The 11,087-nt window shown below is 67.4% G+C and carries 14 protein-coding genes; 6 read left to right on the top strand and 8 right to left on the bottom strand.

All coding sequences use genetic code 11. The features are described from left to right. Together ACZY0B_RS06020 and ACZY0B_RS06015 are read left to right on the top strand one after the other, a co-directional pair. Positions 1–340, top strand: a 340-nt coding sequence (locus tag ACZY0B_RS06020; protein WP_463763113.1) for a glycosyltransferase family 4 protein, incomplete at its 5' end; no start/stop codon positions are given. Further along, entirely contained in the window at positions 340–1,368 is a 1,029-nt protein-coding gene (locus ACZY0B_RS06015; protein WP_463763112.1) for an NUDIX hydrolase, read from the top strand. The genes ACZY0B_RS06020 and ACZY0B_RS06015, both read left to right, overlap by 1 nt. Position 1,369: 1 nt before the next feature. Here the strand turns inward: ACZY0B_RS06015 and ACZY0B_RS06010 are convergent, their stop codons facing one another. Continuing rightward, entirely contained in the window at positions 1,370–2,569 is a 1,200-nt protein-coding gene (locus tag ACZY0B_RS06010) for a PE-PPE domain-containing protein (protein ID WP_463763111.1), read from the bottom strand. A gap of 15 nt (positions 2,570–2,584) precedes the next feature. Then, complete coding sequence (locus ACZY0B_RS06005; RefSeq protein WP_463763110.1) at positions 2,585–3,712, bottom strand: PPE family protein; 1,128 nt, start codon at positions 3,710–3,712, stop codon at positions 2,585–2,587. A gap of 181 nt (positions 3,713–3,893) precedes the next feature. Between ACZY0B_RS06005 and pdxS the strand changes: the two genes are divergently transcribed. Genes pdxS through pdxT form a run of 3 tightly spaced genes read left to right on the top strand, consistent with a single transcriptional unit; the run spans position 3,894 to position 6,244 of the window. Further along, positions 3,894–4,805 (top strand): pyridoxal 5'-phosphate synthase lyase subunit PdxS, encoded by a 912-nt coding sequence (gene pdxS / locus ACZY0B_RS06000; RefSeq protein ID WP_463763109.1) that lies wholly within the window; start codon positions 3,894–3,896, stop codon positions 4,803–4,805. A 9-nt stretch (positions 4,806–4,814) separates the two neighbouring features. Then, complete coding sequence (gene tesB, locus ACZY0B_RS05995; RefSeq protein ID WP_463763108.1) at positions 4,815–5,651, top strand: acyl-CoA thioesterase II; 837 nt, start codon at positions 4,815–4,817, stop codon at positions 5,649–5,651. Continuing rightward, positions 5,648–6,244, top strand: a complete 597-nt coding sequence (gene pdxT, locus ACZY0B_RS05990) for a pyridoxal 5'-phosphate synthase glutaminase subunit PdxT (protein ID WP_463763107.1) — start codon at positions 5,648–5,650, stop codon at positions 6,242–6,244. Before tesB ends, pdxT begins: the two co-directional genes overlap by 4 nt. Here pdxT and ACZY0B_RS05985 read toward each other — a convergent pair. After that, positions 6,241–6,396, bottom strand: a complete 156-nt coding sequence (locus ACZY0B_RS05985) for a hypothetical protein (RefSeq protein ID WP_463763106.1) — start codon at positions 6,394–6,396, stop codon at positions 6,241–6,243. The two genes, pdxT and ACZY0B_RS05985, sit on opposite strands and share 4 nt — an antisense overlap. A gap of 277 nt (positions 6,397–6,673) precedes the next feature. On the opposite strand from ACZY0B_RS05985, the gene ACZY0B_RS05980 reads away from it, so the two are divergent. Then, positions 6,674–7,429: a YebC/PmpR family DNA-binding transcriptional regulator gene (locus ACZY0B_RS05980; RefSeq protein ID WP_463763105.1), complete on the top strand. Its 756-nt coding sequence runs from the start codon at positions 6,674–6,676 to the stop codon at positions 7,427–7,429. Positions 7,430–7,434: 5 nt separating this feature from the next. Here the strand turns inward: ACZY0B_RS05980 and ACZY0B_RS05975 are convergent, their stop codons facing one another. The 5 genes from ACZY0B_RS05975 to ACZY0B_RS05955 are packed head-to-tail and all read right to left on the bottom strand — an operon-like array spanning position 7,435 to position 11,031. Further along, complete coding sequence (locus tag ACZY0B_RS05975) at positions 7,435–9,015, bottom strand: polyamine aminopropyltransferase (RefSeq protein ID WP_463763104.1); 1,581 nt, start codon at positions 9,013–9,015, stop codon at positions 7,435–7,437. Further along, positions 9,012–9,467, bottom strand: a complete 456-nt coding sequence (locus ACZY0B_RS05970; protein ID WP_463763103.1) for a DUF350 domain-containing protein — start codon at positions 9,465–9,467, stop codon at positions 9,012–9,014. Before ACZY0B_RS05970 ends, ACZY0B_RS05975 begins: the two co-directional genes overlap by 4 nt. 14 nt (positions 9,468–9,481) lie before the next feature. Then, a complete protein-coding gene (locus tag ACZY0B_RS05965) occupies positions 9,482–9,913 on the bottom strand; it encodes a DUF4247 domain-containing protein (RefSeq protein WP_463763102.1) in 432 nt (143 codons plus the stop codon). Next, positions 9,910–10,413: a DUF2617 family protein gene (locus ACZY0B_RS05960; protein ID WP_463763101.1), complete on the bottom strand. Its 504-nt coding sequence runs from the start codon at positions 10,411–10,413 to the stop codon at positions 9,910–9,912. Before ACZY0B_RS05960 ends, ACZY0B_RS05965 begins: the two co-directional genes overlap by 4 nt. A 9-nt stretch (positions 10,414–10,422) precedes the next feature. After that, positions 10,423–11,031 carry a DUF4178 domain-containing protein gene (locus ACZY0B_RS05955; protein WP_463763100.1) on the bottom strand — a complete coding sequence of 203 codons (609 nt, stop codon included), beginning with the start codon at positions 11,029–11,031 and terminating at the stop codon, positions 10,423–10,425. Positions 11,032–11,087 lie beyond the last annotated feature (56 nt).

The following is an 11,087-nucleotide window of genomic DNA, read 5'->3' as shown; positions in this document are numbered from 1 at the left end:
TGCCGACGTCTACTGCGCGCCCAACATCGGCGGCGAGAGTTTCGGCATCGTCCTGGTCGAGGCAATGGCCGCCGGCACGCCGGTGGTGGCCAGCGACCTGGACGCCTTCCGTCGCGTGCTGTGCGACGGAGAGGCCGGGCGCCTGGTGCCGGTCGGCGATGCCGCCGGACTGGCCGATGGGCTGATCGAGATGCTGGAAAACGACGTACTGCGCGAACGGTACGTGGCTGTCGCGTCCGAAGCCGTTGCGCGCTACGACTGGTCGGTGGTGGCCAGTCAGATCATGCGGGTATACGAGACGGTCGCCGGCTCGGGCGCCAAGATTCAGGTGGCCAGCTGATGACCTGGCTGCTTGCGGTCCTCATAGTGCTGCTCATTGTGCTTGCGCTGACCGGTATTTGGGCGATCCGGACGGCCCATCGGCTGGACCGGCTCAACGTCCGTTACGACCTGTCCTGGCAGGCTCTCGACGGCGCGCTGGCGCGGCGCGCGGTGGTCGCACGCGCGGTCGCGATCGACGCCTACGGCCGCTCCGCCGAGGGCCGACGACTTTCTGCGTTGGCCGATGCCGCCGAGCGGGCGCCCCGCTCGGCGCGGGAGAACGCCGAAAACGAGTTGTCGGCCGCGCTGGCGATGGTCGACTCGGCGGCGCTGCCGGCCGGCCTCATCGCCGAGTTGGCCGACGCCGAGGCCCGGCTGATGCTGGCCCGCCGATTTCACAACGATGCGGTCCGCGACACCCTCGCGCTGGCCGAGCGGCGCCCGGTGCGTGCCCTTCGCCTCGGTGGAACAGCGTCGCTGCCAACCTATTTCGAGATCGTCGAGCGGCCGCACGCGCTGGCCTACACCGGCCACGGGGTGCCCAAACACCGCACCTCGGCGCGGGTGGTGTTGGTCGACGACAGCGGCGCGGTGCTGTTGCTGTGCGGCTCGGACCCGGCGGTCGCCGACGCGCCTCGGTGGTGGTTCACCGTGGGCGGTGAGGTGCGCCCGGGCGAACGGTTGGCCGAGGCCGCCGCGCGAGAGTTAGCCGAGGAGACCGGTTTACAGGTCGCGTCGGCCGACATGGTCGGACCGATCTGGCGGCGCGACGAGGTGTTCGAGTTCAACGGCGCGCTGATCGACAGCGAGGAGTTCTTCTTCGTGCGCCGCACGCAACGCTTCGAGCCGTCCTGCACCGGCCGGACCGAACTGGAACGCCGCTACATCCACTGCCACCGCTGGTGCGACGCCAACGCCATCGCCGAACTGGTGGCCGCGGGCCAGACCGTATACCCGCGTCAGCTGTCCGAACTGCTTGCCGACGCGATCGCGATGGCCGACAGCGATGCACCCGGCCGACTGCCCCAGCTGCAGTCCATCCGTTGAGCTAGAACCCGCTCGCGACGCCGTTGGAGACCAGCGGAGGCAATCCGGCGATCAGCGGAGACGTGATTCCGGCCGTGGCGCCCTGGCCGACGTAACCCGCAACGCTGAGCGGGTTGAGGCCGGGAAGCAGCCCGGGCGCATAGCCCAGGTCGACGATCGGCTTGAGGAACGGTTGGAGCAAGTCGGCCAACGGGTTCCCCAGGATGGGCAGCATCCGCAGCGGATCCAGCAGCGGCAATTGCGCGGTGGACATGAAATGGAAGGTCACGTTGCCTATTTGCTGTTGGATCGCGGCGGCTACTTGTGCGGCGGGAAGGTAGGGAACCGTGGAGTGCAGATCAAGGAAGCCGAAAAGGGCGTTGAGGTCCGACGGAAGCCACAACGGGTGCACCGGGAAGTCGGCGATGGCGTCGTATTGCAGCGTGAAAATGGAAGTCGCGTACTGCGTCACGAGCGGTGTTGCGAAGTGGAACGTACCGAAGCCCGGGATGAAGTGCGTCAGGATGCCGCCCATCGGATTGTTCGGATCGGCGAGCAACATGAAGTTCAGCAGGTCCTGACTCGGCCGTAGGGCCGCCGGCAGGGCTTGCAGATAGCGCATTTCCAGGCTGGCGATGGTGGCGCTTTGCGAATATCCCACGACGAGAACGTGATTGCCGGCGGCCGTTTGCGTCAGGATCGCGCTGTTCAGCGTCGCGAAGCCCTGGTAAACCGAGTTGCCGAAGAATTCACTGTTGACGCCGGTCACCGGCCAAAACTGTTCCGGCGTTTGCAGACTCACCAGGGTGTACCCGGAATAGTTCTGGGCGAGATACGCCTGCTCGATCGACGTCAGGTACTTGAGGTCCGGCGACGGGTCCCCGGTGCCGCCCATGATCAGCGCGATGTTGTTGGACGTCGAGGACTGCATGGCGGCGGCGTTGGTGGTCTCGGTTTCGGCATACGCGTTCTTCGCGGTGATCAGCGTCTGCACGAACTGGTTGTGAAACAGTTCCGCTTGCGCGCTGAGCGCCTGATACTGCTGGGCCTGCGCGTCCAGCAGGGCCGCCGCTCGCGCCGATACCGAATCCGTGGCCGGCGCTAGCACTCCCGTCGTCGGGGCCGCCGCGGCCGCGTTCGTCGCCTCTAAAGCCGAACCGATCCCTTGCAACTCGTCGGCGGCCGTCACCATCGCGTCGGGGTTGGTGATCACGAACGTCATCTGCGTTCCGCCTGGCTAGTCCGGCACCGGGCGGGGTATCACACCTTGGCGGGCTGCGGTGACGGCCGGGGTGAGGGCACCGATCAATCGCCCGGGCATGTTCATCGAGGGCAGGTACGGCGTTGTGGCCACCCCCGCCGAGACTGGGCTCACCCCGGCACTGAGCGCCCCGGCAATTGCCGGGGCTGGGACAGCCGCCGGGGCCGAACCTGCCCAGGTTGCCGGGACCGACAGCGCCCCGATCGACCCGGCCCGGCCCACACCCGCGGTGACCACGCTGCCGGCGAGTTGCGCCGTGCTCGCGCCACCGATGCCCGGGCTAACCGCCGATGCCAGCAGCGGATTGATCGCAGGGAGGCTGCCGGCGCCGCTCAGCAACGGATTGGCACCGGACATCAGCTGGCCCATCACCATGTTCATGGGCTCCATCGCGAATTGGGCGGGCGTCGAGAGCATCTGCAGCTGCGACATCGGGTTCATCAGCTCCCGGGTCAGCGACTGGGTCAGCGAGTTGAACAGCTGCTGGAAGATCGAGGTGAACGTCGGGGCGGGCAGGCTGGTCAGGGTCAGCGGCGGGTCGCTGAATGGTGTCGATGCGGCCTCGACCGCGGTGGTGCTGGCGTCGTAGCCCGTCATCGCCGCCACGTCCTGGGCCCACATCTCGGTGTACTGGGCCTCGGTCGCCGCGATCGCCGCGGTGTTTTGACCCAGGATGTTGGTCGCGATCAGCGTCATCAGCAGTGCCCGGTTGGCCGCAACGACCTCGGGGGGCACCGTCGCGGTGAACGCCGCCTCGAACGCACCCGCCGACAACCGGGCCTGGTTGGCCACCAGCTCTGCCTTCGCCGATGTCGCGGTCAACCACTGCACATACGGGGCGGCCGCCGTCGCCATCGTCATCGACGCCGGACCCTGCCATGCCCCGCCGGTCAGCGTCGACACCGTCGACTGGAAGGCACTTGCCGCCGATGCCAACTGGGCGGCCAACCCGTCCCAGGCCGCCGCCGCTGCCCACATCGTCCCCGAGCGCGGTCCGGCGTACATGCGCGCGGAATTGATCTCCGGTGGCAATAGCGCGAAATCCGGCAACATCCGGAACCTCTTCTCGGCCACCGCCACGGCGGGTGTGACCAGGGTTGCCACCCAAGGATTCGCACCTGAAGCAACGGTCTGCGCAAACAGCTGACGCAATATTAAGCACAATGCGACGGTCGTCGCACCCCCGTATTGGACAGACGTCGAACCGCCCCCCGAATCGGTCGGGAAACCCGTTTGTCCGCCCCACTAGAGTGGAAGCGCGATGGTTCAAGGAGAGAAGGGGCTAGTGGACAGCGGCGCACAGTCGGGCCAGGCCAACCAGACCGGAACGGCGCGCGTCAAGCGCGGCATGGCCGAGATGCTCAAGGGCGGCGTCATCATGGACGTGGTCACCCCCGAGCAGGCCCGGATCGCGGAGGGCGCCGGCGCCGTCGCGGTGATGGCGCTGGAGCGAGTGCCCGCCGACATCCGTGCTCAGGGCGGGGTGTCGCGGATGAGCGACCCCGACATGATCGAGGGCATCATCTCCGCGGTCACGATCCCGGTGATGGCCAAGGCGCGCATCGGGCACTTCGTCGAGGCGCAGATTCTGCAAAGCCTCGGTGTGGATTACGTCGACGAATCCGAGGTGCTCACCCCCGCCGACTACACCCACCACATCGACAAGTGGAAGTTCACCGTGCCGTTCGTGTGCGGGGCGACCAATCTCGGCGAGGCGCTGCGGCGCATCAGCGAGGGCGCGGCCATGATCCGCTCCAAGGGCGAAGCCGGCACGGGTGACGTGTCCAACGCGACCACACACATGCGGGCCATCGGCGGTGAGATCCGTCGCCTGACGTCGTTGGCGCAAGACGAATTGTTCGTTGCGGCAAAGGAATTGCAAGCGCCCTACGACCTCGTCGTGGAGGTGGCCCGGGCGGGCAAGCTGCCGGTCACGCTGTTCACCGCCGGCGGGATCGCGACACCCGCGGATGCGGCGATGATGATGCAGCTCGGTGCCGAGGGTGTGTTCGTGGGCTCGGGGATTTTCAAGTCCGGCGATCCCGCCCAGCGCGCCGCCGCGATCGTCAAGGCCACCACGTTCTACGACGATCCGGATGTGCTGGCCAAGGTTTCCCGTGGCCTGGGCGAGGCGATGGTGGGCATCAACGTCGAACAGCTCGCGGAGCCGCATCGGCTGGCCGAGCGCGGCTGGTAATAATCACTCGTGGCGATCGAAGAGATCCTTGATCTCGAGCAACTCGAGGTCAACATCTACCGCGGCAGCGTCTTCAGTCCGGAATCGGGATTTCTGCAGCGCACCTTCGGGGGCCATGTCGCCGGCCAGTCCCTGGTGTCGGCGGTACGCACCGTCGACCCGCGCTATCAGGTGCACTCGCTGCATGGGTACTTCCTGCGACCCGGGGATGCTTTAGCGCGCACGGTTTTCATCGTCGAGCGCACCCGCGACGGCGGTTCGTTTGCCACCCGACGGGTCAACGCCATCCAGCACGGGGAAATCATCTTCAGCATGGGGGCGTCCTTCCAGACCGATCAGGAAGGCATCCACCATCAGGACGCGATGCCGGCCGCGCCGCCACCCGACGGGCTACCCGGGCTGGACTCGATCAAGGTGTTCGACGATGCCGGGTTCAAGCAGTTCGAGGAGTGGGACGTCTGCATCGTGCCGCGTGAGCGCCTAAAGCTGTTGCCCGGCAAGGCCTCTCAGCAACAGGTGTGGTTCCGCCATCGGGATCCGCTGCCGGACGACCCGGTGCTGCACATCTGCGCGCTGGCCTACATGAGCGATCTCACCTTGCTGGGGTCGGCGCAGGTCACCCACCTCGACGTGCGTCAGCATCTACAGGTGTCCTCGCTGGACCACGCGATGTGGTTCATGCGGGCGTTCCGGGCCGACGAGTGGCTGCTCTACGACCAGTCCTCGCCGTCGGCCAGCGGCGGTCGCTCGCTGTGCCAAGGAAAGATCTTCACCCAGTCCGGCGAGATGGTCGCGGCGGTCATGCAGGAGGGGCTGACCCGCTTCAAGCGCGGATACCAGCCGTGAGCCGCCCGCGGATCGGCGTGCTGGCGCTGCAAGGCGACACCCGCGAGCACCTGGCGGCGCTGCGCGATGCCGGAGCCGAGTCGATGCCGGTGCGCCGCCGCAGCGAGCTCGAGGCGATCGACGGCCTGGTCATTCCGGGTGGGGAGTCGACCACGATGAGCCACCTGCTGGCAGACCTCGACCTGCTCGCGCCGCTACAGGCGCGGCTGGCCGACGGGCTTCCGGCCTACGGCGCCTGCGCCGGCATGATCATGCTGGCCAGTGAGATCCTCGATGCGGGCGCCAACGGACGCCAGGCGCTGCCGCTACGCGCGATCGATATGACGGTGCGGCGCAACGCTTTTGGACGCCAGGTCGATTCGTTCGAAGGCGACGTCGAGTTCGAGGGCCTGGACGGCCCGGTGCGGGCGGTGTTCATCCGGGCGCCGTGGGTCGAGCGAGTCGGCGACGGCGTGCAGGTGCTGGCCAGAGCCGCGGGACATGTCGTCGCGGTCCGGCAGGGGCCCAAGCTGGCGACGGCCTTTCACCCGGAGATGACCGGGGACCGGCGCATCCACCAGCTGTTCGTCGACATCGTCAAAGGCCGCGACTAGCGGGTGCTCTCATCCGGGACATCGCGGTGGGACTGGTGCAAACCCGGCGCGTCCGGATCGTCATCCTGGTGGTCGAGTTGTTCCTGCAGCCGGCGCTGCTCCTCCGTCGACTTCGTCGCGTCCTCGGGCTCTTTCGGTAGGTTCTGATCCACCCACTCAGGTTCTCCCAAATCGCGCGTGCCGAAACGCCCGAGTGTTGCGTTCGAGCGCGCGTCGAGGACGTTCAGTGTGCATCGTGGGCGGTGATTTCCCGGAATTCCCGCCGTGACCGCACACTCGAAGCCGTCAGTGCACACACAACCGTCACGCCCGGCATCGCCTGTGACGCCTGGGGGTCCTGATCCGGATGGGGAGTCGCCGGGTAACCGGCCCGAATCGTCCACGTAGAATCGTCTGGCCAAGAACCAAGAGGAATGAGGTAGGACGGCGATGAGCGGCCATTCCAAGTGGGCCACCACGAAGCACCAGAAGGCCGTCAAAGACGCGCGCCGTGGCAAGGAGTTTGCCCGGCTCATCAAGAACATCGAGGTCGCCGCCCGTACCGGCGGTGGCGACCCGGGGGGCAATCCGACACTGTACGACGCCATCCAGAAGGCGAAGAAGACCTCGGTGCCCAACGACAACATCGAGCGCGCCCGCAAGCGCGGCGCCGGCGAGGAAGCCGGCGGCGCCGACTGGCAGACGATCATGTACGAGGGCTACGCGCCTAACGGCGTGGCGGTGCTGATCGAGTGCCTCACCGACAACCGCAACCGCGCCGCCAGCGAGGTGCGGGTGGCGATGACGCGCAACGGCGGCACCATGGCCGATCCGGGTTCGGTCTCCTACCTGTTCACCCGCAAGGGCGTGGTGACGCTGGAGAAGAACGGCCTGAGCGAGGACGACGTCCTGGCGGCGGTGCTGGAGGCCGGCGCCGAGGATGTCAGCGATCTCGGTGACAGCTTCGAAGTCGTCTCCGAGCCAACCGATCTGGTCGGGGTGCGTACCGCCTTGCAGGAGGCCGGAATTGACTACGAATCGGCCGAGGCGAGTTTTCAGCCGTCGGTCAGCGTGCCGGTCGACGTCGAGGCCGCCCGCAAGGTGTTCAGGCTCGTCGACGCGCTGGACGACAGCGACGACGTGCAGAACGTCTGGACCAACGTCGACTTGTCGGATGAGGTGCTGGCCGCTCTCGACGAGGAGTGAGCCGGTTAGTCGTACCCGTGGCGCATGTCCTCGACGATGCGCGGGTTGTCCAGCGTTGACGGTTCGAGTGGACGCGGCGCGATGTCGTCGGAGAACACCGTCGCGGCTTGCAGCACCTGTGGGCTGAGGTAGCGCAGCGGCGGCGCGTCGGTGGGCATGGTGGGGATCGGTGCGACGTCGCCGGGACGGGCCAGCGCGAAACCCCAGTCACCGAAAGTCGGTACATGCACGTGATAGGGCGTGACCGCATACCCCGCGGAGTGCATGCTCGACACCGTGCGCCAGAACGCGGTCGGCGTGGAGAACGGGCTGCCCGCCTGGACTACGACCAGCCCATCGGGGGAAAGTGCATGTGCCACAAGGGTATAGAACTCGGTTGAATACAGCCGGCCGAGCACTGGTGTATCGGGGTCGGGCAGGTCGACGATGACCGCGTCGAAGCCGCCGGCGGGCCGCAGCTCGGGATGCGATGCCCGAAGCCAGCGCATGGCGTCGTCGATCACGACCGAGACCCGCGGGTTGTCCAGCGCGCCGGCATTGGCGTCGCGCAGGGTGGTGCGGGCGATCTCGATCACCGCGGGATCGAGCTCCACCTGCACGATCTTATCGATCCCTTTCTGGCGCAACAGTTCTCGTGCAGCCAGCCCGTCACCGCCGCCCAGTACCAGGACCGAGTGTGCACCCTTGCCGAGCGCGGGATAGACCAGGCTCTCGGTGTAGCGGTATTCGTCCCGGGTGGAGAACTGCAAACCGCCGTCCAGATACAGCCGGGTGTCGTTGTCGCGGCGAGTGACCACGATCTCCTGGTAGACGGTGTGCCGGTAGGCGATGATCGGGTCGGCGTAAAGCCTTTGGCGGCTCGTCGTTTCGATGTCGTGCGCATGCACCACCAGCACGACGAGCAACCCGAGCGCCGCGGCGAGCGCGCATAGCGCCGTCACCAGTTGCGCGGTGGAGATGACGCGCCGAAGCAAGAACATCGCCACAATGGCCGCCGCGACGAGGTTGATGACGCCGGTCACCGCCGCGCCGCGGATCATCCCCAGATGCGGCAGCAGGGCGAACGGCCAGACCAATCCGCCGACCAACGCCCCGAGGTAGTCGGCCGCGTTGAGGTTGGCCAGCGTGCGGCCGGTGTCGGTCGCACCGGACGTGCGGCCGCGCTGCAACAGCGTCATCAGCAACGGGACCTCGGCGCCGACCAGGCCACCGATCAGCGCGGTGCTCACCGCCAGCACCCACGTCGACCCGATCGAGCCGTCCAGGAAGGCGAACACCGCGTACAGCGTCGCCGCGGACAGCCCGCCGATGATGCCGAGCAGTGCCTCGACGGCGACGAAGATGATGCCCGCGTGCCTCAGCAGCGGTTTGACCAGTAGCGCGCCCATGCCCAGCGCCGCGATGTAGCCCGCGACGATCAGTGAGGTGGCGACGATGCCGCCGCCGTTGAGGCTCGCCGACAGCGTCAGCAGCGCCAGTTCGTAGATGATGCCGCACGCCGCGCACGCCGCGACGGCGGCGAGCAGCACGGCTCGCCAGCGTGTCGACGGTTGCGCGGTCTTCACCGCTTCCTGCGTGGTCGTCATGACACCGCGGCGGCCGCCACTCCTCCTACGGCCAGCAGCATCAGGGCCACCGCGAACGACCCCGGATGCAGCTCGGGGTCGTCGACGTGCTCGTGGAAGCCGCCCGGGATCACCAGGTGCAGTGTCAGCAGTGCGATGGCCAGCAGGACCACGCCCAGGAGCCCGTACACCCCCACGCCGACGAGGCCCTGAGCCAACTGGCTGTAGCTGTTGACGATGGCGCTGACGATGACCGTGGTGAGCGCGACATACATTGCGCTGGCGACCACGACCGCGTTGGGGCGGCGGTCGACGAACACCAGCTGGCGCAGCTTGCCCGGGGTCAGCACATCGACCATGTAGAACCCGATGACCAGGACGGCCATCCCGACGACGAAGTACAACAGCGTCGCGACGACGCCTTTCAGGACGGGGTCGAGGTCCACGTTTCCGATATCGAAGGCGAGGTACATGGTTGTCTCCTTTGTTATTTCGTTCCGCCCGGCCCGCCGGCTGAACCGCCGGCGCCGCTCGACGGGGACCCGGGACCGAACCCGGGGCCTAAGTAGACGAACGAGCCGTGGCTGTATCCGGCGTCGAGGCTTTCGACGCGAATGCTGCACGGGTGGTTGCCATCTGGGCCGACGATCACGATGTTGTTGCTATAGCGCAGGTACTCGTTGTCGTCGTTGTCCGCGCGCGCCTCGGGTTCCTGATAGTCGGCGATCGTGTCGGCCACCTGGTCGGGTGATCCGTTGCACAGGTATCGCGCTCCGTTGGCATCGCGGGAGTACTCGCGATAGTTACTCGCGATATACGACCCAATATCCTTCTGCAGCAACATTATTCCGATTATCAAGGACACCACGGACGCCGCGGCCAGGCCGCCGGCAAGCCAGAACAGGTGTTTGCGGCTCACGGACGCCACCGGCTCGCCGTGTGGACTACCGTCCCGCCGGACGCCGCCGGGTACAGGTGCCACGTCTGCCAGCGCCAGCCGGTGCCGTCGGGTTCGGCGGCCAACACGGTCAGTGCGGCGTCATCGCCGGGGAATGTGCCGCCAAGCCAACCGGTTTCGGCTCGGCACCGCTCGCGCAGGTCGCGGGCCAGTCGGCGAAACGCCGCCTCGTCGTGGGTGTCGGTGTGCGATTCCAGCGAGTAACCCGAGGCTTCGGCGTGCTCGGGCAGCATGCCGGTGTCGCTGCCCGCGGTGCAGGACACCCGCTCGGAGAACCTGCTGTCGGCGTGCTCGATCGTGACGAGATGTGAGGCGCCGAGCACCCCGAGCCGCAGCGCGCTGCCGTCGGGATGGCGGAGCAAATGGCTGGCCAGCAGCGGCGGCGCGGGCGCGTTGAGCGCGAGCCGCAGCCTGCTTCCGGACACGTCGGCCGGAGCTACGGCGAGTTGATACAGCGGCACCGCGCGGTCCTACGCGGACGCCGGCGGCGCCGGGTAGACGGTGAGCTCGCCCGGCAGCACCGGCTTGCCCGTCGAGATCTCCCAGGGCGTGCCGGGTGCCCAGCGCTCGAAGGAGAGCAACACGGATTCGTCGGCATTTGCGCAGTCGACGAACTCCATCTCGCCGCCGGCCGGCAGGCCCGTCGTGCCTTCGGTGGTGTACGAGGCCCGACCGCGCTCCGACTCGTGAAACGCCGTTCCGTCGACCACATACTGGTCGCCGGGCTGCAACGTGAGGTCCTTGCGAGTCACCCACATGACCAGCTCGAGGCGCCCGTCGTCCTCCTCGACGGCGAACCAGGTCGGCTGGTCGCCGCCTTCCAGCAGGTGCTCCCACCACACGAACGGTCCCTCGCGATACGTGACCGATCCGCGGACCACGTAGTCGACACCGCCATAGCTGACGATGGCGCCCGGGCCCAGTTGCCGCGGTCCGAACTGCGGCATCGCGTCCGAGGACAGCGGATCGGGCCGCCTGCCCGGCCTAGCCCCGGCCTTGGGGCGCCGCCAGGCCACGACAAGCACCACGATGGACGCGATGAACAGCACCGCGGCCAGCACCACCAGCACTGTTCCCACGCAAACCCTCCCGTCGCCGCAACGGTCGGAGCGAACGTTGGCTTAAGTTAACAGCT

Source organism: Mycobacterium sp. IDUB_19 (assembly GCF_055419445.1).
Note: the sequence above shows the minus strand (reverse complement) of the source record. Positions and strands in the feature narration are given on the sequence as shown.

Coding starts and splice junctions, on each gene's coding strand:
- ACZY0B_RS06015 (WP_463763112.1), top strand. CDS start 340: ATGACCTGGCTGCTTGCGGTCCTCATAGTGCTGCTCATTGTGCTTGCG.
- ACZY0B_RS06010 (WP_463763111.1), bottom strand. CDS start 2,569: ATGACGTTCGTGATCACCAACCCCGACGCGATGGTGACGGCCGCCGAC.
- ACZY0B_RS05980 (WP_463763105.1), top strand. CDS start 6,674: ATGAGCGGCCATTCCAAGTGGGCCACCACGAAGCACCAGAAGGCCGTC.
- ACZY0B_RS05975 (WP_463763104.1), bottom strand. CDS start 9,015: ATGACGACCACGCAGGAAGCGGTGAAGACCGCGCAACCGTCGACACGC.
- ACZY0B_RS05970 (WP_463763103.1), bottom strand. CDS start 9,467: ATGTACCTCGCCTTCGATATCGGAAACGTGGACCTCGACCCCGTCCTG.